Raw genomic sequence first — 24,490 nt, 5'->3', positions numbered from 1 at the left:
ATGAACAAGGGTATTGTTCTTCTTGCCGCCGGGGGAACCGGCGGCCATGTGTTTCCGGCGGAAGCCCTGGCGCATACGCTGAAGGCGCGCGGTTATCAGGTGCATCTCGTCACCGACAGCCGCGCCGAACGTTATGCCGGCAAGTTCCCGGCCGATGAAATTCACGTCGTGCCTTCAGCCACCATCGGCTCGAAAAACCCGATTTCGGTCGTGCGTTCGCTCTGGAAACTATGGGTGGGCCTGCGCACCGCGCGCCGGCTGGTGACGAAACTGAAGCCGGTCGCGGTTGTCGGTTTCGGCGGTTATCCCACCGTGCCGCCGCTGCTGGCCTCGACCGGACTTGGCGTTCCTTCGATCATTCACGAGCAGAATGCGGTTATGGGCCGCGCCAACAAGGCGCTCGCTGCCCGCGTGAAGGCGATTGCCGGCGGCTTCCTGCCGCCCGCCAACGGCCAATATTCGGAGAAGACGGTTGCGACCGGCAATCCGGTGCGCCCGGCGGTGCTGGCTGCATCTGAAATTCCCTATACGCCTTCACAGACGGGCGAGACCTTCCAGCTTGTGGTTTTCGGCGGCAGCCAGGGCGCGCAGTTCTTTTCGAGCGCCGTTCCGGCAGCGATCTGCCTGATGAAGGACGAGCAGCGCAAACGCATCGTCGTGACCCAGCAGGCGCGCCCCGAAGACAAGGACAGCGTCATCGCCTCCTACCAGAAGCTGGGTGTGAAGGCTGACGTTTCCCCCTTCTTCGGCGACATGGCCTCACGCATCGGTGAGGCCGATCTCGTCATCAGCCGCTCGGGCGCCTCGACCGTATCGGAGCTTTCGGTGATCGGCCGTCCGTCGATCCTCGTGCCTTATCCGCATGCGCTGGACCATGATCAGGCGGCGAATGCGGCAGCGCTTTCGGCAGCCGGCGGGGCAAGCGTCATCAAGCAGGCGGAACTGTCGCCGCAGAAGCTTTCCAGCCTGTTGTCATCGGCGCTTGCCGAGCCCGACCGGCTTTCTGCCACCGCGGCAGCGGCCAAGGCGACCGGAAAACCGCATGCGGCGGATGTGCTGGCCGATCTGGTCGAGGCGATTGCCGAAGGCCGGTCCGTACAGGAATTCAAGAAGAAGAATGAAGGAGTTGGGGCATGAAGATGCCGAAAGCCATAGGCCTTGTGCATTTCATCGGCATAGGCGGGATCGGCATGAGCGGCATTGCCGAAGTGCTTCACAATCTCGGCCATCGCGTTCAGGGGTCGGATCAGGCCGACAGCGCCAATGTGCAGCGCCTGCGCGACAAGGGCATCGAGGTTTTCGTTGGCCACACGGCGGATAATCTCGGTGATGCCGAGGTCGTTGTCGTTTCCACCGCAATCAAGAAGAACAACCCGGAACTGATCGCCGCGCGTGAAAAACACCTGCCGATCGTTCGCCGCGCCGAAATGCTGGCCGAGTTGATGCGTTTCCGCAATGCCATCGCCATTGGCGGCACCCACGGCAAGACAACGACGACCTCCATGGTCGCAACGCTGCTCGAAGCCGGCAATCTCGACCCGACCGTCATCAATGGCGGCATCATCAATGCCTATGGCACCAATGCGCGCATGGGCGAGGGCGAGTGGATGGTGGTGGAGGCCGACGAATCCGACGGCACCTTCCTGAAGCTGCCGGCCGATGTGGCCGTCATCACCAATATCGATCCGGAGCATCTGGATCACTATGGCAATTTCGACGCCGTGCGCGCTGCTTTCCGACAGTTCGTCGAGAACGTGCCGTTCTACGGTTTCGGCGTCATGTGCCTCGATCACCCTGAAGTGCAGGCGCTGGTCGGCCGGATCGAGGACCGCAAGGTCATCACATACGGTGAGAACCCGCAGGCCGACGTGCGGTTCTCGAATGTCCGCATCGATGGTACGCGGTCGATCTTCGACGTGGAAATCCGTCGTCGCCGCACCGGCAAGATATTCTCCTTCAAGGACCTCGTACTGCCGATGCCCGGACGCCACAATGTGTCCAATGCAACGGCGGCGATTGCCGTTGCCAACCGTCTCGGCATCTCGGAAGCCGACATCAAGAAGGGACTTGCCTCCTTTGCCGGTGTCAAGCGTCGCTTCACGCTGACGGGTGAGGCCAATGGCGTGCAGGTCTTCGACGATTACGGCCATCATCCGGTTGAGATCAAGGCCGTGCTGGCGGCAGCGCGGGAGGCCTGCAAGGGTCGCATCATCGCCGTGCACCAACCGCACCGCTACAGCCGTCTTTCCAGCCTGTTTGACGATTTCGCCCATTGTTTCAACGATGCCGATACGATTCTTCTTGCCCCGGTCTATGCTGCGGGCGAAGATCCAATCGAAGGTGCAAGCTCGGAAGCGCTGGTTTCGGCCATCAAGGCCGCCGGTCACCGCGATGCCCGTTTCCTCGAAAAACGGGAGGACCTTGCGTCGCAGGTCGCAGCCATTGCGAATCCGGGTGATTTTGTGGTTCTCTTGGGGGCTGGAAATATCACACAATGGGCAGCCGCGCTGCCTTCGGAATTGAAGAGCATATCAGGAAAGTCTGAATGAGACAGGTCGATGGGGTTAAATTGCTGGGGAGGCTCGGCGACGGGGTAAATGAATTGCGGGGACGTCTGACACCGGATGCGCCCATGGACCGCGTGACGTGGTTCAGAGCCGGCGGTCTTGCGGAGGTGATGTTCCAGCCGCACGATACCGACGATCTGATCGCCTTCCTGAAAATTCTGCCGGAAGACGTGCCGTTGACCGTGGTCGGCGTTGGCTCGAACCTGCTGGTGCGTGATGGCGGCATTCCGGGCGTTGTCGTGCGTCTGTCCGCCAAAGGCTTCGGCTCGGTGGAGCTTGCGGACGAAAACCGCATCAAGGCCGGTGCGATCTGCCCGGACAAGCACATTGCCGCCATGGCCATGGATAATGGCATTGGCGGTTTCCACTTCTATTACGGCATTCCCGGCTCCATCGGTGGTGCGCTGCGCATGAATGCCGGCGCCAATGGCGGTGAAACGCGTGAGCGTGTCGTTGAGGTCTATGCGGTCGACCGTCAGGGCAACCAACATGTGCTTTCCAATGCGGATATGGGCTACAGCTATCGCCATTCCGGCGCCGATGCCGGCCTGATCTTCACCGGGGCGCTGTTTGAGGGTTATCCGGAAGACAAGGCAAAGATCCGGGCGGATATGGACGCTGTGCGGCATCACCGCGAGACCGTGCAGCCGATCCGCGAACAGACCGGTGGTTCCACCTTCAAGAACCCTGAAGGTCATTCCGCCTGGGAACTGATCGACGAGGCGGGTGGCCGCGGTCTGGTCATCGGCGGCGCGCAAATGTCGTCGCTGCATTGCAATTTCATGATCAATACCGGCCATGCGACCGGCTACGATCTGGAATATCTGGGCGAGACCATCCGCAGGCGCGTGTTCGAGAAATCGGGCATCCGGCTGGAATGGGAAATCAAGCGCCTTGGCCTCTTCATGCCGGGCCGTGAAGTGGAGCCGTTCCTCGGGGCGTAAGCCTTGATCGCGCTTCTATACTGAAAGAAAATACGAGTGTTGATAAGACCGTTGCGTTTATCGTAACGGTCGATCAACGATTTTTGCCATAATCTTGGCGACAAATACGTGAGTGGGCGAAGTAACGCCCCGCTCCTTAAATATTAAATCTTTCTTTATTTGCAAATACCAACGGCATTACGTGATTTAGGCACTCTGAGCATGATGTTGGGTCTTTGGAAAAAACCGATCGAGATGATGAGTTTTTCGGTCGCTACGCAGGCGGGTCGCCGGCGGCTGGGGCCTCTTGAATTCTCCGTTCGTATCGCTTGTCTCGTGACGCTCATTGTCATCGTGATGTGCACGGGTGGCCTGACGCTTCTCGCGCAGTTCGGGCTCGTGACCGATCTCTTCAACGGGATCATGTTAAGCGTGACGCTCGGCGGGGCTGTCGCCTTTACGGTGACGTTGCTGGTCTGCTGGCTGAATGCGAGGGAAGTGCAAATTCTCGTGCAGTCCCACGAACGCTTCCTGCACCTGAGCCATACGGACGCGCTGACTGGCCTTAGCAACCGGCTAGGCCTTTATGCGGCATGCGCCGAACTTGGCAGCGACTATTGTGTTGCCTTTTTGGACATCGATCATTTCAAAGCGGTGAACGACGGGTACAGCCATCTTGTTGGTGACCTCGTCATCGCAAGCGTCGCCCGCCGGATAAAGGAGCATTTCGATCCTCCCGCGCATGTCGCCCGCCTGGGTGGCGAGGAGTTCGTCGTCGTGCAGGAAACCAGCCCGCTCGCGTTTCTGCAGATGTGCGAAAGGGTTCGTGCGGCGATCGAGACGACGCCGGTGGCGTATCAGGATCTGCGAATTACGGTGACGATTTCAATTGGCGTCGCCTTTCGCGGCGACGCCGAAATCTTCGACAAGGTCATGCACAATGCCGATCTCGCGCTTTATCGGGCCAAGGGCGGAGGACGCAATCGCGTTTGCATGAGCGGTCATGTCGAGCGGCGCCAGGCAGTGGCTTAAGCAGAAATAGACAAGGAAAAGCCCGCGAAACGAAGGTTTCGCGGGCTTTTTGACGTCGATGGTCTCAGATCAGACTTCGTCCTTGCGGGACAGAAAAATGCAGGCCAGCGTGATGAGGGCGGAGATGCAGAGGTAGTAACCCACATAACCCATGCCGTAATTCACCTGCAGCCATGTGGCGATGTAAGGCGCCAGCGATGCGCCGAAGATACCGGCCATGTTGAAGGTGATGGACGAGCCGGTGTAACGCACGCGGGTCGGGAAGGGGGCGGCGAGCGCCGTGCCGATCAGGCCGTAGGTCATGCCCATCAGCATCATCGCCAGAGCCGCGAAGACGAAGATCGAGCCTTCGCCGCCAGTCATCAGGCTGGGGAGCAGGAAGGAGAACAGGCCGATCAGTATCGTCGTCACGATCAGGACTTCACGACGGCCGAATTTCTCGGCGAGCTTGCCGGCGACCGGGATGAAGATACCGAAGACGATGGAGCCGAGGATTTGCACTTCCAGTGCATCAAGGAACGGAATTTTCAGAACCTTGACGTTGTAGGACAGAAGATAGGCGGTGCCGATATAGAACAGCACGAAGGTGGCCAGCGCCACGAAGGTGCCGAGCACGAGGCTGCGCTTGTGGCTGCGGAACAGTTCCGCAATCGGCACGGCCACACGTTCTTCCTTTTCGATCGCTTTCTGGAAGTCGGGCGTTTCGGTGATCGACAGGCGAACCCACATGCCGACAGCGATCAGAATGATCGAGGCGACGAAGGGGATGCGCCAGCCCCAGCTCAGGAGCGCTTCCTGCGACATGAAGTGCAGCAGAATCCAAAAGACGCCGGAGGAGAGGAAGAGACCGACGGGTGCTCCGAGCTGCGGGAACATGCCGTACCAGCTGCGTTTACCGGGCGGGGCATTTTCCGTGGCGAGCAAGACTGCGCCGCCCCATTCTCCGCCAAGGCCAAAACCCTGGCCGAAGCGGCAAAGCGCCAAAAGCAGCGGCGCCAGAACGCCGGCCGTCTCATAGGTCGGCAGAAGGCCGATCACGACCGTCGACACGCCCATGGTGAGCAGAGCTGCGACAAGCGTCGCCTTGCGGCCAACGCGATCACCATAATGGCCGAAAACCACCGCGCCGAGCGGGCGGGCGAAAAAGGCGATGGAGAAGGTGGCAAAGGATGCCAGAAGCGCCGTCGTCGGGTCGCTGTTCGGGAAGAACAGGGCCGGGAACACGAGCACCGCGGCCGTGGCGTAAACGTAAAAATCGAAAAACTCGATGGTCGTGCCGACCAGGCTGGCAGTGAGAACTCGTGCAGGCGAATTTGTCTTTACAGCGTTCGAATTGCCAGCTGTCGACGATACCCGAGATACCGCGTCAGTCATGGTTTGGGTTCCATTTCAGATGATTGGAATGTCATGCCTTGGAAGGCAGGGACTGCGTTAACGCAATTTTTGTTCCTATGGAATGCTAAAAAAGAAATAATGCAAATAATGTGATTGTTGAACACCGCAGGCCTCGCAATGCACTGCCGGTCACGGTGCTGCGATTGAGAGACTGATTCAGGCCGCGGATTTAAAATGCTGAAACGCCAGATAATTTTGTCTGGGGAATAAGCCCGTCTGTTAACGTTTCGACCTTGCCTTCATCGCGAAGTGGCGAACCCGCCAGGGCGGTTTTATTTCCGATCATTGAAAACCTGCATGTTGCAATCCGTACAACTCTCTGATTCCAAGGAGGTAATCGGGATTGATGCTGATTCTTTAACGGAACTCGGCATGTTGGACGCGGCGGTTAACGAAAGTAAACGATTCATTAACCTTAATGGCGTTTAACTGATCTCAAGGATCATGTGCCAGAATCACCGTCCGTTTCATTCGGTCGGTTTGGACATGGTTCGTAATGGAGAGTTGGTGTCAGAGGGTTCGATGGGCGGCAAGCACGTAGCTGTTCTTTTGGGTGGATTTTCGTCGGAGCGGCCGGTCAGTCTCTCGTCGGGCAACGCCTGCGCGCTTGCGCTCGAAGGCGAAGGCTACAAGGTCACCCGTGTTGATGTGGGGCGCGATGTCGCCGCCGTACTCGATGAGCTGCGCCCGGATGTCGCCTTCAACGCCCTGCATGGCCCCTTCGGCGAGGACGGCACCATTCAGGGTATCCTCGAATATCTGGCCATTCCCTATACACATTCCGGCGTGCTGGCGTCCGCCCTTGCCATGGATAAGGCGCAGGCCAAGAAGGTTGCCGCCGCCGCTGGCATCCCGGTTGCTGGCGAGCGCGTCATGAACCGCTTCGATTTCACCAGCGAACATCCGCTGCAGCCGCCCTATGTGGTGAAGCCGGTGCGCGAAGGTTCGAGCTTCGGGGTCGTCATCGTCAAGGAAGACCAGTCGCATCCGCCGCAGATTCTCACCTCGTCGGAATGGCCTTTCGGCAACCAGGTGATGGTCGAGCGCTACATTCATGGGCGCGAACTGACCTGTGGCGTGCTCGACGGCGAGGCGCTGGGCGTCACCGAAGTGGTGCCGCTGGGTCACAATTTCTATGATTATGATGCGAAATACGCTGCTGGTGGCTCGAAACATGTCATTCCCGCAGGAATTTCACCGAAAATTTACCAAAAGATTCAAACATTGGCGGTTATGGCGCATCAGGCGATCGGGTGCCGTGGCGTAAGCCGTTCAGACTTTCGTTACGACGACCGCTTCTCAGAAGATGGCGAAGTTATCTGGCTTGAAGTGAATACGCAGCCGGGCATGACGCCGACCTCCCTGGTGCCGGAAATGGCGGCCCATGCTGGCCGCTCCTTTGGTGACCTTGTCAGCTGGATGGTGGAGGACGCTTCGTGTTTGCGGTGACCGGCAAAAAGTCGACGGCAAAAAAGCGCGAGCAATACGCGGCGACGGCCAATGCCGACGATCGCAGGGTGCTGCCGCGTCCTCTGCGTCGCTTCGTGCGTTTCGGTGTCAGCCTTGCGACCGGACGCATTCATATTCCCGCCCATACCGGCACGATTTCGGCCGTCGCCTTTTACGCGATGATCGGGCTTTACGGCATGTCGCTCGGCGGCCATACGAATATCGTCACCCAGACGACGACCTCGGCCGCCGGTTTCGCGGTTGAGGACGTCAAGGTCTCCGGCAATCTGCAGACTTCGGAAATCGAAGTCTTCCAGCTTCTCGGCCTCGACGGCAGCACCTCGCTGATTGCGCTTGATATCGATGCGGCACGCCGCAAGCTCGTCCAGCTTCCCTGGGTGGAAGATGTCGATATCCGCAAGGTCTATCCGAAGACGGTGGAAGTTCGCCTGAAGGAACGCCAGGCCTTCGGCATCTGGCAGCACGGCACGGAACTGTCGCTGATCGAAAAAAGCGGCAGTGTCATCGCGCCGCTGCGTGACAATAAATTTGCCGCCCTGCCGCTGTTCGTCGGACGCGACGCGGAAACGGGTGCTGCCGGTTTCGTCGCGCAACTGGCCGACTGGCCGGAAATCCGCAACCGCGTTCGCGCCTATGTGCGCATTGCCGGTCGCCGCTGGGATCTGCATCTCGATAACGGTATCGTCGTCAAGCTGCCAGAAGAAAACCTGCCGCAGGCGCTGCAATTGCTGGCGCGGCTCGATCTCGAGGAAAAGGTGCTGTCGCGCGATGTCGCAGCGGTGGACCTCAGACTGACGGACCGCACCACTATCCAGTTGACCGAAGGTGCTGCCGAACGCCGTCAGACCGCGGTAGATGCGCGCACCAAGGCTCTCAAGAAAGCGGAGAAGAACACATGAGCTTTTTTGGTTCTTCCCATTTCGGCCTGCCTCGTCTGAAGCCGCTTTCTTCCAAGCGCAGCCACATCGTCTCCGTACTCGACATCGGCTCGACCAAGGTCGTCTGCATGATCGGCCGGCTGACACCGCGTCAGGAAAGCGAAATCCTGCCGGGCCGTACCCACAAGGTCGAAATCATCGGCATCGGCCATCAGCGCTCGCGCGGCGTGAAATCCGGCGTGATCGCCGATCTCGACGCACTCGAAGGCGTGATTCGTCTTTCGGTCGATGCGGCCGAGCGCATGGCGGGCCTGACCGTCGACAGCCTGATCGTTAATGTTTCGGCCGGACGGCTGGCAAGCGACATCTATACCGCGAGCATCGATCTCGGTGGCCAGGAAGTGGAAGCAAGCGACCTGCGCAAGGTTCTGGTGGCGGCAAGCCAGCAGTCCATGCGCCAGGACCGGGCGATCCTGCATTCGCTGCCGACGGGTTATTCGCTGGATGGAGAGCGCGGCATCCGTGATCCGCTATCGATGTATGGCGATCTTCTCGGTGTCGACATGCATGTGGTGACGGTCGAACGCACGGCGTTGAAGAACCTCGAGCTTTGCGTCAATCGCGCGCATCTTTCGGTCGAAGGCATGGTGGCGACGCCTTATGCCAGCGGTCTTGCGGCGCTCGTCGACGATGAAGTCGAGCTTGGCTGTGCAGCCATCGACATGGGCGGCGGCACCACGACGATCTCGGTTTTTGCTGAGGGCCGCCTCATCCACACCGACGCGATCGGCCTTGGCGGCCATCACGTCACGACAGATCTTGCACGAGGCCTCTCGACACGAATCGAAGATGCGGAGAGACTGAAGGTGGTGCATGGTTCGGCTTTGCTGAATGGCGCGGATGAGCGCGACATGATTTCGATCCCGCCGATTGGCGAAGATGATCGCGATCAACCATCGCAAGTTTCAAGAGCACTTGTTACCCGCATCGTGCGGGCGCGTATCGAAGAGACGCTGGAATTGATCCGTGATCGTATCCAGAAGTCCGGCTTCAGCCCCATCGTCGGCAAACGCGTTGTCCTGACTGGCGGCGCAAGCCAGCTGACGGGACTGCCGGAAACGGCACGGCGCATTCTCGCCCGCAACGTTCGTATTGGCCGCCCCATGGGCGTGGCCGGTCTTCCGGTAGCGGCCAAGGGACCGGCATTTTCAACCGCCTGCGGACTGATGATCTATCCGCAGGTGGCGGACATCGAAATTCATGCGGCGCAAGGCGGAATGTTTTCGCCGTTTGGCAACGGTAGCGGCCGGATAGCCCGGGTTGGGCAATGGCTGAAAGAAAGTTTTTGAGTGGCCTCGTGGCGTAAGCCGGAGGTTTCAGAGTTGAGTTTTCAAGAATCGGCCAGCGGGGCGATGCGGCCAGAGAAAGAAGGAATGGTAAAATGACGATACAGCTGCAAAAGCCTGATATCACCGAGCTGAAGCCACGCATTACCGTTTTCGGTGTTGGTGGCGGTGGCGGTAACGCTGTCAACAACATGATCACGGCTGGCCTCCAGGGCGTCGACTTCGTCGTCGCCAACACGGATGCGCAGGCTCTGACCATGACGAAGGCAGATCGGGTCATCCAGCTCGGCGTCAACGTCACCGAAGGTCTCGGCGCCGGTTCCCAGCCGGAAGTCGGCCGCGCTGCCGCTGAAGAATGCATCGACGAGATCATCGATCACCTGAACGGCACCCACATGTGCTTCGTCACCGCCGGCATGGGCGGCGGCACCGGCACCGGTGCTGCACCCGTCGTCGCACAGGCTGCCCGCAACAAGGGTATCCTGACAGTCGGCGTCGTCACCAAGCCTTTCCACTTCGAAGGCGGCCGCCGCATGCGTCTGGCCGAACAGGGCATCGAGGAACTGCAGAAGTCCGTCGATACGCTGATCGTCATTCCGAACCAGAACCTCTTCCGCATTGCCAACGACAAGACGACCTTCGCCGACGCCTTCGCCATGGCTGACCAGGTTCTCTATTCCGGCGTTGCCTGCATCACCGATCTGATGGTGAAGGAAGGTCTCATCAACCTCGACTTCGCCGACGTCCGTTCGGTCATGCGTGAAATGGGCCGCGCAATGATGGGCACCGGCGAGGCTTCGGGTCCGGGCCGCGCAATGCAGGCTGCGGAAGCGGCAATTGCCAACCCGCTGCTCGACGAAACCTCGATGAAGGGCGCACAGGGCCTGCTGATCTCCATTACCGGCGGTCGCGACCTTACCCTGTTCGAAGTCGACGAAGCGGCGACCCGTATCCGCGAAGAAGTCGATCCGGATGCCAACATCATCCTCGGCGCAACCTTCGACGAAGCTCTGGAAGGCCTCATCCGCGTTTCCGTCGTCGCCACCGGCATCGACCGCGTTGCGGGCATCGGCGAACAGAACATTGCCGAAATGCGCGCAGCTGCCGCCAAGCCGCTTATCCGTCCTTCCGCGGCCGTTGCTCCCGCTCCGGCCGCAGTTCAGCCTGCACATGCAGTATCGCAGGCACCAAAGACCGTAGACCAGATCGCCCAGACCATCCGTTCGGCGGAAGCTGAAATGGAACGCGAACTTGGTTTTGCCGCCCACCAGCAGCCTTCTCAGGACTTCCGTCCGCAGAGCAAGCTGTTCGCATCGTCCCCGGCTGAAGCGCCGGCGGCTCTTCGTCCGGCCCAGCCGGTTCAGCAGGCTGCTCCGGCGCCGGTTGCTCAGGCACCGGTCTACCACGCTCCGGAACAGGTTGCCGTTCCGGCGCCGCGCATGCAGCAGCCGCAGGCACCAGTCTACCAGGAGCCTGCTCCGGTTGCCCGCCAGCCAGAGCCGGTACGCATGCCGAAGGTCGAAGACTTCCCGCCGGTCGTGAAGGCCGAGATGGATCACCGTGATCGCGCTACTCCGGTTGCACAGGAAGAGCGTGGCCCGATGGGTCTTCTGAAGCGCATCACCAACTCGCTTGGTCGCCGCGAAGAGGAAGAAGTTCCCTCCGACATGATGGATGCGCCGAGCATGGCGCCGCAGCGCCGCGCGCCGCTTTCGCCGGAAGCCAGCCTCTACGCACCGCGTCGTGGCCAGCTTGACGATCACGGCCGTGCGACGCCTTCCTCGTCCAGCCATCACGACGACGATCAGCTGGAAATCCCGGCCTTCCTGCGCCGCCAGTCCAACTAAAGGCGATTCCATACGCTCTTCGAAACGCCCGGATCTCACGATCCGGGCGTTTTGTTTATTTTACGTTATTAACACTAAATTAATTTGCGTTTTCAAAGGCTTGTGCATGTAACAATCCGAAACGAACAGTGATTTGTCGTGACACCTTCATGTGCGTATGTATGAGCCTGGGTAAGGGATAATACGGACTTGGCCGGTTGCCAAAACCGGCTTGAAAACTTGAACGGCGCTGGTTCAGACGGCGCGGTTTGCAAAACAAGGCATAGACGCATGACCATCGGACTGCTCGGATTTCAGACAACTATCGCACATGCTGTTCAGCTTAAAGGCATTGGCGTGCATTCCGGCAACCCGGTGTCGATGACGTTCCAGCCCGCGGAAGCCGGAACGGGCATTCTGTTTCAGCGCCTTCACGACAATGGCAGCGTCACTGAGTTGAAGGCCGTTTCGGCCAATGTCGGCAATACCGATCTGTGCACGGTGCTCGGCCGTTCGCTATCCCAGTCAGTGGCGACGATCGAACACGTCATGGCTGCCATCTACGCGATGGGCCTCGACAACCTCATCGTTGAAGTCGACGGTCCCGAAGTGCCGATCATGGATGGCAGTTCCGCTCCCTTCATCGAGGCGATCGAATCGGTCGGCATCAAGAATCTCGGTGTGAAGCGCCGTTACATCCGCGTCACCAAGCCGGTGCGCATCGATTCGGGTGCGTCCTGGGCTGAGTTCCGCCCCTATGACGGCACACGCTTCGAGGTCGATATCGATTTCGACACGCCGCTGATCGGCAGGCAGTCCTGGAAGGGTGATCTGACGGCAGAGACGTTCAAGAACGAACTGTCGCGTGCCCGCACTTTCGGCTTCATGCGTGACGTGGAGCGTCTGTGGGCCGCGGGTTATGCGCTCGGTTCCTCGCTTGAGAATTCGGTCGTCATCTCCGACGACAACAGCGTCATCAACATGGAAGGCCTGCGTTACGCCAAGGACGAATTCGTTCGTCACAAGACGCTGGACGCCGTGGGTGACCTGGCACTTGCCGGTGCGCAGTTCATCGGCTGCTACCGCTCCTATCGTGGTGGCCACAAGGTCAACGCGAATGCGCTGAAGGCGCTGCTGAGCGATCCTTCGGCCTATGAGATCGTCGAAGCGCCGGCTGCCCGCAATCAGGTGCGCGCCCGCGAATTCGTGGCGGTCAACATGCCGGAATTTGCACCCTGGTCTGCGTAAGTTTGTTTGCAGGCTATCAATTGACAGAAAAAGCCGCTCCCCTTGGGGCGGCTTTTTTGTGAGGCGGGGCAGGAAGTTGCATGTTATCGCCCGATAATCGTGCGATTGCATGGGCCGATGCCATAAAAATGCGTTAATGCGTCATCATTGCGTTGCCCTGCGGATGCTTTTATGGCTAGAACGCCAGTGCAAAGCCGATGCTTATGTATTTGCGCGGGAAGTGGGAACTGTCGAATGAAGCATGTAGGGTCTGGTGCAATGAAGGGTACGATGCGGGGGATCGCCGTTTCGTTGATGTTGGTCGGCGCAAGTGTCGTCGTCACGGCCTGCCAGTCCGATCCGGATATCGACATTACCAAGCTCGGCGTCGAGACCGATCCGCCTGACGTTCTGTACAAGCAGGGGCTTGCCAACATGAACGCCGGCAACATGACGGAAGCCTCACGCAAGTTCGAGGCGATCGACAAGCAGTACCCCTTCACCGAGTGGGGCCAGAAGGCGCTTGTCATGCAGACATTCATTGCCACGCGCACCAACAAGAACGATGTGGCCATCACGTCCGGCAGCCGTTTCCTGCGTCAGTATCCGCGCTCCAAGGATGCCGCCTATGTTCAGTACATGATCGGCCTTGCCTATTCGAAGCAGATTTCCGACGTGACGCAGGATCAGCGCGCCGCGCAGCGGACGATCGAAGCGATGAACAAGGTCGTGAACGACTATCCGTCTTCGGAATATGTCGCCGATGCACAGGCCAAGATTCGTTTCGCCCGCGACCAGCTCGCCGGCCGTGAAATGCAGGTCGGTCGTTATTACCTTGAGCGCAAGGAATATCTCGCCGCCGTTTCGCGCTTCCGCATCGTCGTCGAGCAGTACCAGAACACCAACCAGATCGAGGAAGCGCTGGCGCGTCTGACCGAAGCCTATTACGCCATGGGCCTGGTGGATGAAGCGCAGACCGCGGCCGCCGTTCTCGGCAACAACTATCCCGACAGCCAATGGTATGCAGATTCCTACAAGCTGCTGAAGGGCCAAGGCCTGGAGCCGCGAGAAAACAAGGGGTCCTGGATTTCGCGCGCCGGCAAGAAGCTCATCGGCGCCTGAGACGGGGCATAGGCCATGCTGGTCCAGCTCTCCATACGCGACATCGTTCTGATTGAAAGGCTCGACCTCAGTTTTGAGGCGGGCCTTTCCGTGTTGACGGGCGAGACGGGTGCCGGCAAATCCATCCTGCTTGACAGTCTTTCGCTTGCGCTTGGTGGTCGTGGTGATGGCGGCCTTGTGCGCCATGGCGAAGACAAGGGGCAGGTGACCGCCGCTTTCGAAGTCCCGAACGATCATCCCACCCGGCTTCTCCTGCGCGAAAACGGCCTTGATGACGATGGCGACCTTATTTTCCGGCGCGTGCAATCGGCTGACGGGCGCACCAAGGCCTATGTCAACGATCAGGCCGTGAGCGTGCAGATGATGCGCCAGCTTGGGCAGATGCTGGTCGAAATCCATGGTCAGCATGACGACCGCGCCCTTGTCGATACCGACGCCCATCGCACGCTGCTCGATGCCTTTGCGGGACTTAGTGATGAGGCGCGCAGCGTTCAGGGCCTCTACCGTACCTGGAAGGATGCCGACCGTGCTCTGAAGACGCACCGGGCCAAGGTGGAGGCGGCGGCGCGCGAGGCGGATTATCTGCGGTCTTCCGTCGAGGAGCTGGAAACACTTTCGCCGCGCGACGGCGAAGAGGACGAACTGGCCGAGCGCCGGGCGGTGATGCAGAAATCCGAACGCATTGCCGGTGATATCGCCGAAGCCAGCGAATTCCTGAACGGTAATGCGTCGCCCGTGCCTGTCATCGCCTCGATGATGCGCCGACTGGAGCGCAAGAGCCACGAAGCGCCCGGCCTGCTGGAAGATACCGTACAGTTGCTGGATGCTGCGCTGGACAGTCTTTCCAATGCGCAGATGGAAGTGGAGGCGGCGTTGCGCCGCACCGAATTCGATCCGCGTGAGCTGGAGCGGGTGGAGGAACGATTGTTCGCGCTGCGCGCTGCCGGCCGCAAATATAATGTTGCCGTGCCTGACCTGCCGGCGCTTGCCGAAAAAATGGTGACGGATCTCGCCGATCTCGATGCCGGCGAAGAAAAGCTCGGCAAGCTCGAGGCCAATCTCGGCATCGTGAAGGCTGATTTCGACCGGGCCGCCCGGTCGCTTTCCGAAAAGCGCCGCAATGCGGCGGAGGCGCTATCGGGGGCTGTCATGGCCGAACTTCCGGCGCTGAAGCTGGAGCGGGCGCGGTTTACCGTCGAGGTAACTTCCGATCCCGAGCAGGCGACGGCCGACGGCATCGATACGGTGGAATTCCACGTTCAGACCAATCCGGGCACACGGCCGGGGCCGATCATGAAAGTGGCATCGGGCGGCGAATTGTCCCGCTTCCTGCTGGCCCTTAAAGTGGCGCTGGCGGATCGCGGTTCGGCACCGACCCTGGTGTTCGATGAAATCGATACGGGCGTCGGCGGTGCGGTGGCGGATGCCATTGGCCAACGGCTGCGCCGCCTGTCGAAAACCGTGCAGGTTCTGTCCGTCACCCACGCGCCGCAGGTGGCGGCACGGGCGGCCACCCACCTTCTCATTTCCAAAGGCCCATCGGGCGATGGCAGCGAGCGCATCGCTACGCGCGTCGCGACCATGGAACCGAACCACCGTACCGAAGAGATCGCTCGCATGCTTGCCGGCGCGTCGGTGACCGACGAGGCGAGGGCTGCGGCGGCCCGTCTCCTCGCGGCAAAGGACTGATCGTTCGCCCAGCGCTGCAAGAGCGCCTTTGGTGTTGTGGGTCTTGTGAGACTGGCGGCAAAACTGATTTTATTGCTGTTTCATTTCGGCTAAAAGCGTTCGGTAATTCTGAAACGAGGCCGCTATGTCGAAAGACCAGATTCCCGTCGAAAACCTGACCGAGCTTGAAGCCTCTTCGGAGCTGGCGTTTCTGGCAGCCGAGCTTGCCCGTCATGATGCGCTTTACCACGGCAAGGACGCACCGGAGATTTCCGATGCCGACTATGATGCGCTGAAGCGGCGCAACGATGCCATCGAAGCGGCGTTTCCGGCATTGGTGCGGGCTGACAGCCCGTCGAAGAAAGTCGGCTTCACACCGTTGCCGACCTTCGCGCCCATCGTGCATGCCCGTCCGATGCTGTCGCTCGACAATACGTTTTCGGAAGAGGACCTGCGCGATTTCGTCAGTTCCGTCTATCGTTTCCTCGGGCACTTGCCTGATGATTCCATCGCCTTTACCGCCGAGCCGAAGATCGACGGGCTTTCCATGTCGATCCGCTATGAGAACCGCAAGCTCAAAACGGCGGCGACGCGCGGCGATGGTACGACCGGCGAAAACGTCACCGCCAATATCAGGACCATCAAGGAAATTCCGAACGAACTGCCGGCCGATGCGCCCGATGTGGTGGAGGTACGCGGCGAAGTCTATATGGCCAAGAGCGACTTCCTGGCGCTGAACGCCCAGATGGAGGCCGATGGCAAGCAGACCTATGTGAACCCGCGCAACACGGCATCCGGTTCTCTGCGCCAGCTCGATGCGAATGTGACGGCGAAACGCAAGCTGCGGTTCTTTGCCTACGCGCTGGGTGAAGTCTCCAACGGCGGCCAGCCGGCGCGGATTGCCGATACGCAATATGGCATCGTCGAGAAGTTCCGGGAGTGGGGATTCCCGGTCAATCCGCTGATGAAGCGATTCACCTCCGCCCAGCAATTGCTTGAGCATTATAATGAAATCGGTGTCGCACGGCCCGATCTCGATTACGATATTGACGGCGTCGTCTATAAGGTCGACCGGCTCGATCTTCAGGAACGTCTGGGTTTCCGCTCCCGCAGCCCGCGCTGGGCCACTGCACACAAGTTTCCGGCCGAGCAGGCCTTTACCACCGTCGAGAATATCGAAATTCAGGTGGGACGCACCGGCGCTTTGACGCCGGTGGCGCGCCTCACGCCGATCACCGTTGGCGGCGTGGTCGTCACCAATGCGACGTTGCACAATGCCGATTATATCGAAGGCATCGGCAATAGCGGCGAGCGTATCCGCCCGGAGGATCATGACATTCGCATCGGCGACACTGTCATCGTGCAGCGTGCCGGCGATGTCATTCCGCAGGTGCTGGATGTGCTTCTGGAGAAGCGCGCGGCTGGGGCGGCGAAATATGTTTTTCCGGAGAAATGTCCGGTCTGCGGCAGCCATGCGGTGCGGGAACGCAACGAAAAGACCGGCAAGCTCGATTCGGTCACCCGCTGCACCGGCGGTTTCGTCTGCCGGGCGCAGGCGGTGGAGCATCTGAAACATTTCGTCTCGCGTAATGCCTTCGACATTGAAGGGCTGGGCACCAAGCAGATCGATTTCTTCTTCGAAAGCGACGATCCGGCACTTTCGATCAAGACCGCGCCTGACATTTTTACGCTGAAGGCGCGGCAGGAAGCGTCTCATCTGACCAAGCTCGAGAATATCGACGGCTTCGGCAAGGTTAGCGTGAAGAAGCTGTTCGATGCGATCGATGCCCGCCGTGCGATTGATCTACACCGGCTGATTTTCGCGCTCGGCATCCGTCACGTCGGCGAGACCACGGCGAAGCTTCTGGCGCGTTCCTATGGCACTTATGAGCATTTCGAGAAGGCGATGAAGGCGGCGGCCGATCCGGCGAGCGATGCCTGGGCGGAACTCAACAGTATCGACGGCATCGGCGAGGTGGTGGCCCGTGCCATCATCGAGTTTTACAAGGAGCCGCGCAATCTCGATGTTATCGACCGGCTGATACGGGAGCTTCAGCCGAAGGAGGCCGAGAAGCCTTCAACTGAGGGCAGCCCGGTGGCAGGCAAGACTGTCGTCTTTACCGGCTCGCTGGAAAAATTCACCCGCGATGAGGCGAAGGCGCGGGCCGAAAGCCTGGGCGCAAAGGTTGCCGGTTCCGTTTCGAAAAAGACGGATATTCTGGTGGCAGGGCCGGGGGCGGGCTCCAAGCTTGCCAAGGCGACGGAGCTGGGTGTGCAGACCATGGACGAGGATGAGTGGCTGGCGTTGATCGGCGGCTGATACGGCGTCATCGCTGTGTTGCCTTGCACCGCTAGAGGTTTGCGCCTGAAACGGGGAACGCATCATGGATGACCGCATTGTCGTCACCACTCAGCAGGTCCGCGCGCTGATTGCCAGCCAGTTTCCGCAATGGGCGGCGCTGGATGTTCAGCCGGTGGACCTGAGCGGCTGGGACAATCGCAGCTTTCGCCTTGGCGAAGATATGCTGGTCCGCATGCCGAGTGCTGAGCGTTATGTGGCGCAGGTGGAGAAGGAACATCGGTGGCTGCCGGAGCTTGGACCTCTCCTGCCGGTCCCAATTCCAGCACCGTTGGCGCTTGGACAGCCGGGCGAGCAATATCCATTCTGCTGGTCCGTCTACCGCTGGCTCAAGGGCGAACCTCTCGCCCGGTATCTGGACAGCATCGAGCTTTCGGCCATTGCCATCGATGTTGCTGCGTTTTTAAAGGCCCTGCACGGCATAGATGCTTCGGCGGGCCCACCTGCCGGCGCGCATAATTTCCATCGTGGCGGCTCGCTCGCAGTCTATGACGGGGAGGCGCGGGCCTCGGCGGCGCGCCTTGCCAATGAAGTGGATCAGGCGCTGGCCATGGAGATATGGCAGCTTGCCCTTTCCAGCCATTGGCAGGGGAAGGGCGTGTGGGTGCATGGCGATATTGCCGAGGGCAATCTGCTGGTGCAGGACGGGCGGCTGTCGGCGGTCATCGATTTCGGCAGTTCCGGCGTCGGTGATCCGTCGTCCGATCTCATTCTCGCGTGGAATGTGCTTGATGCGCATAGCCGGGCTGTTTTTCGCCAGGCTCTGGGTCTGGATGAGGCCACATGGCAGCGCGGGCGCGGCTGGGCACTGTGGAAGGCGCTTATCGTGCTGGATGCCGAGCGCGGGCGGAACGAAAAAATGGCCGAATGGTCGCGGCGGACCCTTCGGGAGATATTTGCGGATCACTTGGAAAACTGATCGCCTATCGAAGCCGTGCCATCACATGGGCATCGACGTATTTTCCATCACGATAGGCATCGTTGCGCAGGGTGCCTTCGCGTTCGAAACCGAATTTCTCGTAAAGCCGGATGGCCGGGAGATTGTCGGTGAAGACGTTGAGCTCGATGCGACGGATATCGTGCCAATTGTCAGCCGTGTCGATGAGAGCCCCAAGAAGATGCGATCCCACACCTTTTCCCGCGAAATCGTCATGAACACTGATCACCAGATCGGCGATGTGGGCCTGCCGTCCCGCCCGGCGATACAACCCGCCATTGGCAACGATCTTTCCGTGCCATTCGCCGATAATCGCAATATCGTTCGGACCGCGGTTTTCCATTGCCTTCCTGGTCTTTTCCACCGATTGAAACGGTTGCCGAAGCGTGCCGTAACGAACCCCCGGCAGATTGAACAGTTCGGTCAAGGCTTCGGCATCGTCCAGACGTGCAGCACGCAGGATAACGTCGCTTAACTGGAACTGTCTGTCTTCATTGTCGGCAATTTTTACAGTGTGCATGCCTGTCTCCTTGGGCGTGTGTGGAGCAGGTGTCCGAACCCTGCTCTGGCTGGCAGGGTGGAAATGGATCGCTTAACGCGACGACATACCTTCCCCTGCCGAATGGCCGGTCATTGTATGGCGACGGGTGATGTTGTGTTTCGTTGCGATCATGCGCGCAGAATGCTTTTGCCCCGCGACCCTGTCAAGCGGGCGCGTTGCGCAGCAGGCTTCGAAGTTTCACCGGTAACCTTCCATCGATGGCGGCCAGTCCGGCGGCGATCATCGCCATGCCCGCGAAGTGCTTGATTTCCAGCTGCTCGCCGAGAATGAGCGAGCCAAGTAAAATGGCGCTGACCGGTATGAGGAAGGTGACAAGGGCGAGGTTGGTGGCGCCGGCGCTGGCAAGAATGCGGAAGAAGATGAGATAGGCAAGCGCTGTCGATAGCAGGGCGATGCCGATCAGCGCCCCCCAGGTGCCAAGGCCTGGCATGGCGAGTGTCCAGGGTTTGTCGATGAGGAGTGCGGCGGGGATAAGCATCAATGTCGACGAGGATATCTGCCCGGTGGCGGTCATCAGCGGCGGCACGCCCATGGCCTTAAAGCGACGGCCGAAGATGCCCGCGAAGGAATAGGAGATGGCCGCGCCGAGAATGGCGATCTGGCCCCACAGGCCGGATGATCCGCCAAAGGCTGCCGGTCCGATCATGGTCGCCACGCCGACAAAACCGATTAGCACGCCGGCGAGCTTGTTGCCGGTCATCTTTTCGTCGGCGGTCAGAAAGTGGGCGACGATGACGGTGAAGAGCGGCGTCGTGGCATTGAGGATCGAGGCGAGACCGCTGGCGATCTGGGTCTGGCCCCAGACGATCAGGCAGAAGGGAATGATGTTGTTGAGCAGGCCCATGCCGAAAAAGGCGCGCCACACCGCCCATTCACGCGGCAGACGAAGGCCCATGATGCGGCAGACGACCAGCAGCGCCACGGCCGCAAGGCTGACGCGCAAGGTGACGATGGTGACGGGGGGCAATTCCTTCACCGCGACGCCGATGAAAAAGAATGATCCGCCCCATAGCAGCGAAAGTGCTATCAGCATCGCCCATTCACGGGCATCCATCTGTTTCTGTATCGCCATCTTCGTCTCCCACGGGGTATGAATATTGACATGGTCGCAGATCGGGGTGCTGCCATCCACCCGATATCGGTTGAGTTTATCTGAAGCTCATATTGCTGGCGTTCCGCAGCTTTCATGTCCTGTTGCGTCTATTTACTCCCTGTTTTAAGATGTTTTCAAACGATTGTTTCTCGTTGGATAATTGAGTTGAGCTAAACCATGGCGACGGAACTTCCATCTCTGAAGGGGCTGCAGGCCTTCGAGGCCGCAGCGCGTTATCGCAGCGTCACGCTTGCTTCCAACGAGCTGAACGTCACCCCTGGTGCGGTCAGCCTGCAGATCCGCGAGCTGGAGGCGCGCCTTGGCGTGCAGCTGTTCTTTCGCAAACCGCGCAGCATCCAGCTGACGCGCGAGGGAGAGCGTTATTACGGCGCGCTCCGCACCGCCTTCCGGATGATGCGCGAAGCGACGGCGGAACTGACGGCACGCTCCGAGATCACTGTTCTGACGCTTAGCTGCACGCCGACTTTCGCCGTGCAATGGCTGATGCCGCGATTGCCTTCCTTCCAGCAGCAACACCCGCATGTGGATGTCCGTATCAGCGTGACCAACCGGCTGGTGGATTTTTCGCGGGACGATGTCGATCTGGCGGTGCGGCATGGTTTCGGGCGTTATGAAGGGCTGGAGAGCATCCGTTTCATCGATGACAGCACCCTGCCGGTCTGCGCACCGCAACTTCTGGAAAAATACGGGCCGCTTCGGGAGGCGGGAGACTTGAAATCCGTGCCGCTGCTGCATGATGAAAACCGCAACGAGTGGCGGCGCTGGCTGGAGGCGGCGGGCGCATCCGAGGTGGACGCTTCGGGCGGCACGGTCTTCATCGACAGCAATGGCGCGCTGGATGCGGCCAAGGCTGGGCACGGCATTGCGCTGACGCGGCGTTCGCTTGTTTCCCGCGAACTTGTGGAGGGCGCATTGATAGCGCCCTTCGGCACGGACATGGCCAGCACGCTCGCCTATTTCCTGGTTTATCCACGGCGCATGCTGGATAATCCCGATCTCGTGACGCTCATCGACTGGATGCTTTCGCAAGCGGGTTCCACTGAGGCTGGTTCTCTTTGACGCCAATCCGGTCTATGCCGGAAGACAACAACGGGAATCACTCTTGAAAACTATCGCCATCGATTTCGAGACCGCCAATGAGGAGCGGGGCAGCGCCTGCTCCGTCGGGCTTGCGTGGATTGAGGACGGCCAGATCGTTCGTGTCGAGGAACGTCTCATCCGCCCCAGGGACATGCGGTTTTCGCCCTTCAACATCGCGGTTCACGGAATTCGCCCTCGTGATGTCGAGGACGCGCCGGAGTTTCCTGAGGTGATGGAGGAGTTCATCGACGATTTCCACGGCGCGACCATGATCGCTCATAATGCCGCCTTCGATTTCAGCGTCATGCGTGCGTCGTTCGACAAGTACCGGCTGTCCTATCCTGATCTTTCCTACCTCTGCAGCGTCAAGATCGCCCGACATGTCTGGCCACATCTGGTGTCGCACAAGCTGAATGTCATTGCCCATCATCTCCAGTTGCGTTTCGTGCATCATAATGCGGCGGAAGATGCGGTTGTCTGTGCTGCCGCCTCGATTGCGGCGGCGCGGGCTCTCGGTGTTGCGCATATTCGCGATCTGCCGGAAAAGATCGGTATGGTCGCTGGCCGTCTGACGTCCACGGGTTATCAGCCCTGCAGCATGAAAAAACGGACCGTCGCACGGGTTGCCTGAGCGGGTTTTCCACCTATGTCTTATGCAAGCGTAACGGAGAAGATGCGATGAGGATGAAAACTCTGTCGGGTTTGTTTGCGGGCCTTCTGGCATTGCTGCCGGTAACAGCGGCGCATTCCGAGGTCGTTGGCAAGGTTGGCGTCGACTGGATCGGCAATGACATCGTCATCGAGGCGATCGCCGATCCGAAGATCAAGGGTGTGACCTGCCACGTTACCTATTTCGACCGCGGCGTGATCGACCGGCTGAAGAACGGCAACTGGTTCGAAGACCCTTCCAATAACGCCATTTCCTGCAGCCAGACGGGGCCGGTGGAGATCGGCGATATCGATCTCTCCAAGGGCGGGGAAGAGGTGTTCCGGCAGGGCATGTCGCTGATCTGGAAAAAGCTCGTCGTCAGCCGCGTCTATGACAAGGCGAATGATACGCTGATCTACCTCGTGCACGCGCGCGAGCTGAAGGACGGATCGGCCAAGATGGCGATTTCGACGGTGCCGCTTTATAACCAGCAGGTAACGTGGGAAAAGGGCAAGCCGTGAGGTTTGCCATCGGCGCTGCTGCGCATAATCCACCCGCGACGTCATCCTCGGGCTTGTCCCGAGGATCCAATCACGTATCGTAAATCGTTAGGTTGCAGATGCTCGGGACAGGCCCGAGCATGACGGAGGAGGGGTTTGCGACGTTGGCGCGTCCCTCAGGTCGAGCCGCAGAACCTGCCCGTTAATTTTGAAAACTCGGTGACATGATCAGGCCGCTTCGCGCGCCAACTCGTCCGCAATGACGGTGTCGAGGTTGAGGAAGCAGACCATGCTCTTTTCCAGCGCCACGATGCCGCGGCAGAAGCTACGCTGCTCTTCCGGAATGATATCGGGCGCGGGCTGCAGGTCTTCCGAGCGGATGGTCATCATGTCGGAGACCTGTTCCACCAGAAGTCCGACCAGCTTGCCGCCGATATCGGTGACGATGATGGCGGAGCGTTCGGACGGTTCGGTCATTTTCATGCCGAGGCGGCCGGCCATGTCGATGACGGGAATAACGGCGCCGCGCAGGTTGATGAGGCCGAGAACATAAGGCGGCGTGTGCGGCATCGGGGTAACCGGCGCCCAACCGCGAATTTCGCGGATCGCCATGATGTCGATGCAGAATTCCTGATCGCTCAGATGGAAGGAAACGATTTCGAGATATGCGCCGGATTGCTTGATGGCGTTGGACATGACGGCAGGTTTCCTCTGATGGCTCTCTAACAGGCCCACGCAGGATTGAGCTTTATGCGGTGGCCGGAATGGACCGGGAGACATCATGTCGAGGATTGAAAAACCGCTGCGGGCATCATGCGCAGCAAGATTTTAAACTTTCCCTAACAATTACTGGTTCCACAGCGCGGGCCCCCGGTATTTTGGCGGTTTTCGCGTCTGCGCAAACAGGTTATAACAGGGATATGAAGGCACTGACGTCCCATCCGCTGAAGTTTATTCTGGCAAGTCTTGCCGCGGCGGCTTCGCTTGCCATTGTGCTTCTTGCCTTTGACGGCTGGGTGCGGCACAGCACGGATATTTTCCTTTCTACTGTGCAGAGCGGCATTGCCTGGTGCCTGTGATCCCAATGCCAATTGCGGCTTTGTGACAAATCAGCGCGGTCAGCCCAAATACGGCCAGTTGATTTGCCGTTGCCGCTGCCCTTCGCTATCAGTCGGGCAGGGCCTGCGATATGCCGCCGGCTTTCGGGGTAGGATTGGACAATGAGAAATATTCGCATCGTATTGTGGGCCGTGGTGGTCGTTCTTGCCGGTGTCGTCAGCTGGCTGACGATCGAGATGACGAAAACCCGCGAGGAGATGGTGGAAACGGCCTATGGCGTGCCTTTCGCGCTGACCGCGCAAAATGGCCAGCCGATCACCGAAAAGGCGTTTCAGGGCAAACCGACGGCGCTGTTCTTCGGCTTCACCCATTGCCCGGAAGTCTGCCCGACCACGCTGTTCGAGCTGAACGGCTGGATGGAGAAGGTCGATCCGGCCGGTGACAAGCTGCAAGCCTATTTCGTATCCGTCGATCCCGAGCGCGATACGCCTGAGATCATGCAGCAATATGTCTCCAACGTCTCGAAGCGGATCACCGGCATCACCGGCCCGGCCGACAAGATTGCCGAAACGCTGAAAGGCTATCGCATCTATGCCAAGAAGGTGCCGGTGGATGAAAAGGATCCGAATGGCGATTACACCATGGATCATACGGCGTCCGTGATCCTGCTTGATGCCAACGGCCGCTTTGCGGGAACGATCGCTTATGGCGAAAACCCTGATGTCGCCGAGCAGAAGCTCCAGAATCTTCTTAAAGGCGCGAAGGCATAATTACGC

Annotated in this window: 22 protein-coding genes; 18 read left to right on the top strand and 4 right to left on the bottom strand. The window is 59.7% G+C overall.

Annotated elements, in window-relative coordinates:
- The 4 genes from murG to ATU_RS10210 all read left to right on the top strand — a co-directional run bounded on the left by murG (position 1) and on the right by ATU_RS10210 (position 4,522).
- Entirely contained in the window at positions 1-1,137 is a 1,137-nt protein-coding gene (murG, locus tag ATU_RS10225; protein ID WP_010972053.1) for an undecaprenyldiphospho-muramoylpentapeptide beta-N-acetylglucosaminyltransferase, read from the top strand.
- Positions 1,134-2,549, top strand: coding sequence for a UDP-N-acetylmuramate--L-alanine ligase (murC, locus tag ATU_RS10220; RefSeq protein WP_010972052.1), 1,416 nt, complete (start codon positions 1,134-1,136; stop codon positions 2,547-2,549). Before murG ends, murC begins: the two co-directional genes overlap by 4 nt.
- The gene (gene murB / locus ATU_RS10215) at positions 2,546-3,511 is read left to right on the top strand and encodes a UDP-N-acetylmuramate dehydrogenase (RefSeq protein WP_010972051.1); all 966 of its coding nucleotides are present in this window, start codon (positions 2,546-2,548) and stop codon (positions 3,509-3,511) included. The genes murC and murB overlap by 4 nt, the downstream gene beginning before the upstream one ends.
- 201 nt (positions 3,512-3,712) lie before the next feature.
- A complete protein-coding gene (locus ATU_RS10210; RefSeq protein ID WP_010972050.1) occupies positions 3,713-4,522 on the top strand; it encodes a GGDEF domain-containing protein in 810 nt (269 codons plus the stop codon).
- Between the two features lie 69 nt (positions 4,523-4,591).
- On the opposite strand, the gene ATU_RS10205 is transcribed toward ATU_RS10210, so the two are convergent.
- Positions 4,592-5,896 (bottom strand): MFS transporter, encoded by a 1,305-nt coding sequence (locus ATU_RS10205; RefSeq protein WP_010972049.1) that lies wholly within the window; start codon positions 5,894-5,896, stop codon positions 4,592-4,594.
- 543 nt (positions 5,897-6,439) lie between these two features.
- Here ATU_RS10205 and ATU_RS10200 point away from each other — a divergent pair.
- The 9 genes from ATU_RS10200 (at position 6,440) to ATU_RS10160 (ending at position 18,732) form a co-directional block, all read left to right on the top strand.
- Positions 6,440-7,366: a D-alanine--D-alanine ligase gene (locus ATU_RS10200; protein WP_010972048.1), complete on the top strand. Its 927-nt coding sequence runs from the start codon at positions 6,440-6,442 to the stop codon at positions 7,364-7,366.
- The gene (locus ATU_RS10195) at positions 7,354-8,286 is read left to right on the top strand and encodes a cell division protein FtsQ/DivIB (RefSeq protein WP_006310438.1); all 933 of its coding nucleotides are present in this window, start codon (positions 7,354-7,356) and stop codon (positions 8,284-8,286) included. The genes ATU_RS10200 and ATU_RS10195 overlap by 13 nt, the downstream gene beginning before the upstream one ends.
- Positions 8,283-9,614 (top strand): cell division protein FtsA, encoded by a 1,332-nt coding sequence (gene ftsA / locus ATU_RS10190; RefSeq protein ID WP_004442783.1) that lies wholly within the window; start codon positions 8,283-8,285, stop codon positions 9,612-9,614. Before ATU_RS10195 ends, ftsA begins: the two co-directional genes overlap by 4 nt.
- A gap of 92 nt (positions 9,615-9,706) precedes the next feature.
- A complete protein-coding gene (gene ftsZ / locus ATU_RS10185) occupies positions 9,707-11,458 on the top strand; it encodes a cell division protein FtsZ (protein WP_010972046.1) in 1,752 nt (583 codons plus the stop codon).
- A 270-nt stretch (positions 11,459-11,728) separates the two neighbouring features.
- A complete protein-coding gene (gene lpxC / locus ATU_RS10180; RefSeq protein ID WP_010972045.1) occupies positions 11,729-12,685 on the top strand; it encodes a UDP-3-O-acyl-N-acetylglucosamine deacetylase in 957 nt (318 codons plus the stop codon).
- 234 nt (positions 12,686-12,919) lie between these two features.
- Entirely contained in the window at positions 12,920-13,786 is an 867-nt protein-coding gene (locus ATU_RS10175) for an outer membrane protein assembly factor BamD (RefSeq protein ID WP_010972044.1), read from the top strand.
- Positions 13,787-13,801: 15 nt separating this feature from the next.
- The gene (gene recN / locus ATU_RS10170) at positions 13,802-15,475 is read left to right on the top strand and encodes a DNA repair protein RecN (protein ID WP_010972043.1); all 1,674 of its coding nucleotides are present in this window, start codon (positions 13,802-13,804) and stop codon (positions 15,473-15,475) included.
- A 124-nt stretch (positions 15,476-15,599) separates the two neighbouring features.
- Positions 15,600-17,774, top strand: coding sequence for an NAD-dependent DNA ligase LigA (gene ligA / locus ATU_RS10165; protein ID WP_010972042.1), 2,175 nt, complete (start codon positions 15,600-15,602; stop codon positions 17,772-17,774).
- A 64-nt stretch (positions 17,775-17,838) separates the two neighbouring features.
- The gene (locus ATU_RS10160) at positions 17,839-18,732 is read left to right on the top strand and encodes an aminoglycoside phosphotransferase family protein (RefSeq protein WP_010972041.1); all 894 of its coding nucleotides are present in this window, start codon (positions 17,839-17,841) and stop codon (positions 18,730-18,732) included.
- Between the two features lie 4 nt (positions 18,733-18,736).
- Here the strand turns inward: ATU_RS10160 and ATU_RS10155 are convergent, their stop codons facing one another.
- Both ATU_RS10155 and ATU_RS10150 read right to left on the bottom strand, forming a co-directional pair.
- Positions 18,737-19,270 carry a GNAT family N-acetyltransferase gene (locus tag ATU_RS10155; RefSeq protein WP_006310431.1) on the bottom strand — a complete coding sequence of 178 codons (534 nt, stop codon included), beginning with the start codon at positions 19,268-19,270 and terminating at the stop codon, positions 18,737-18,739.
- A 184-nt stretch (positions 19,271-19,454) separates the two neighbouring features.
- Positions 19,455-20,384: a DMT family transporter gene (locus ATU_RS10150; RefSeq protein ID WP_035258509.1), complete on the bottom strand. Its 930-nt coding sequence runs from the start codon at positions 20,382-20,384 to the stop codon at positions 19,455-19,457.
- Between the two features lie 198 nt (positions 20,385-20,582).
- Here ATU_RS10150 and gcvA point away from each other — a divergent pair, with 198 nt between their 5' ends.
- The 3 genes from gcvA to ATU_RS10135 are packed head-to-tail and all read left to right on the top strand — an operon-like array spanning position 20,583 to position 22,676.
- A complete protein-coding gene (gcvA, locus tag ATU_RS10145; protein ID WP_010972039.1) occupies positions 20,583-21,485 on the top strand; it encodes a transcriptional regulator GcvA in 903 nt (300 codons plus the stop codon).
- A 43-nt stretch (positions 21,486-21,528) separates the two neighbouring features.
- Entirely contained in the window at positions 21,529-22,137 is a 609-nt protein-coding gene (locus ATU_RS10140; protein ID WP_006310428.1) for a 3'-5' exonuclease, read from the top strand.
- 47 nt (positions 22,138-22,184) lie between these two features.
- On the top strand, positions 22,185-22,676 hold the full coding sequence (locus tag ATU_RS10135) for a CreA family protein (RefSeq protein WP_006310427.1): 492 nt from the start codon (positions 22,185-22,187) through the stop codon (positions 22,674-22,676).
- A 207-nt stretch (positions 22,677-22,883) separates the two neighbouring features.
- On the opposite strand, the gene ATU_RS10130 is transcribed toward ATU_RS10135, so the two are convergent.
- Positions 22,884-23,351 carry a chemotaxis protein CheW gene (locus ATU_RS10130; RefSeq protein WP_004430791.1) on the bottom strand — a complete coding sequence of 156 codons (468 nt, stop codon included), beginning with the start codon at positions 23,349-23,351 and terminating at the stop codon, positions 22,884-22,886.
- Between the two features lie 68 nt (positions 23,352-23,419).
- Here ATU_RS10130 and ATU_RS26660 point away from each other — a divergent pair, with 68 nt between their 5' ends.
- Both ATU_RS26660 and sco read left to right on the top strand, forming a co-directional pair.
- Entirely contained in the window at positions 23,420-23,734 is a 315-nt protein-coding gene (locus ATU_RS26660) for a hypothetical protein (protein WP_010972038.1), read from the top strand.
- Positions 23,735-23,875: 141 nt separating this feature from the next.
- Positions 23,876-24,484, top strand: coding sequence for a cytochrome oxidase assembly protein Sco (sco, locus tag ATU_RS10120; protein WP_006310425.1), 609 nt, complete (start codon positions 23,876-23,878; stop codon positions 24,482-24,484).
- Positions 24,485-24,490 lie beyond the last annotated feature (6 nt).

The sequence above is a fragment of the Agrobacterium fabrum str. C58 genome (assembly GCF_000092025.1).
Taxonomy (GTDB): domain Bacteria; phylum Pseudomonadota; class Alphaproteobacteria; order Rhizobiales; family Rhizobiaceae; genus Agrobacterium; species Agrobacterium fabrum.
This window is presented reverse-complemented; position numbering and strand designations above follow the sequence as displayed.

Bases quoted from the DNA above. Each gene is read 5' to 3' on its own strand.
- sco (WP_006310425.1), top strand. From the start codon at position 23,876: ATGAGAAATATTCGCATCGTATTGTGGGCCGTGGTGGTCGTTCTTGCC.
- ATU_RS10160 (WP_010972041.1), top strand. From the start codon at position 17,839: ATGGATGACCGCATTGTCGTCACCACTCAGCAGGTCCGCGCGCTGATT.
- ATU_RS10210 (WP_010972050.1), top strand. From the start codon at position 3,713: ATGATGTTGGGTCTTTGGAAAAAACCGATCGAGATGATGAGTTTTTCG.
- ATU_RS10155 (WP_006310431.1), bottom strand. From the start codon at position 19,270: ATGCACACTGTAAAAATTGCCGACAATGAAGACAGACAGTTCCAGTTA.
- ATU_RS10130 (WP_004430791.1), bottom strand. From the start codon at position 23,351: ATGTCCAACGCCATCAAGCAATCCGGCGCATATCTCGAAATCGTTTCC.
- ATU_RS10175 (WP_010972044.1), top strand. From the start codon at position 12,920: ATGAAGCATGTAGGGTCTGGTGCAATGAAGGGTACGATGCGGGGGATC.
- lpxC (WP_010972045.1), top strand. From the start codon at position 11,729: ATGACCATCGGACTGCTCGGATTTCAGACAACTATCGCACATGCTGTT.
- ftsA (WP_004442783.1), top strand. From the start codon at position 8,283: ATGAGCTTTTTTGGTTCTTCCCATTTCGGCCTGCCTCGTCTGAAGCCG.
- ftsZ (WP_010972046.1), top strand. From the start codon at position 9,707: ATGACGATACAGCTGCAAAAGCCTGATATCACCGAGCTGAAGCCACGC.
- murB (WP_010972051.1), top strand. From the start codon at position 2,546: ATGAGACAGGTCGATGGGGTTAAATTGCTGGGGAGGCTCGGCGACGGG.
- gcvA (WP_010972039.1), top strand. From the start codon at position 20,583: ATGGCGACGGAACTTCCATCTCTGAAGGGGCTGCAGGCCTTCGAGGCC.
- murG (WP_010972053.1), top strand. From the start codon at position 1: ATGAACAAGGGTATTGTTCTTCTTGCCGCCGGGGGAACCGGCGGCCAT.
- murC (WP_010972052.1), top strand. From the start codon at position 1,134: ATGAAGATGCCGAAAGCCATAGGCCTTGTGCATTTCATCGGCATAGGC.
- ATU_RS10205 (WP_010972049.1), bottom strand. From the start codon at position 5,896: ATGACTGACGCGGTATCTCGGGTATCGTCGACAGCTGGCAATTCGAAC.
- ATU_RS10150 (WP_035258509.1), bottom strand. From the start codon at position 20,384: ATGGCGATACAGAAACAGATGGATGCCCGTGAATGGGCGATGCTGATA.
- ATU_RS26660 (WP_010972038.1), top strand. From the start codon at position 23,420: ATGGACCGGGAGACATCATGTCGAGGATTGAAAAACCGCTGCGGGCAT.
- ligA (WP_010972042.1), top strand. From the start codon at position 15,600: ATGTCGAAAGACCAGATTCCCGTCGAAAACCTGACCGAGCTTGAAGCC.
- ATU_RS10135 (WP_006310427.1), top strand. From the start codon at position 22,185: ATGAGGATGAAAACTCTGTCGGGTTTGTTTGCGGGCCTTCTGGCATTG.
- recN (WP_010972043.1), top strand. From the start codon at position 13,802: ATGCTGGTCCAGCTCTCCATACGCGACATCGTTCTGATTGAAAGGCTC.
- ATU_RS10200 (WP_010972048.1), top strand. From the start codon at position 6,440: ATGGGCGGCAAGCACGTAGCTGTTCTTTTGGGTGGATTTTCGTCGGAG.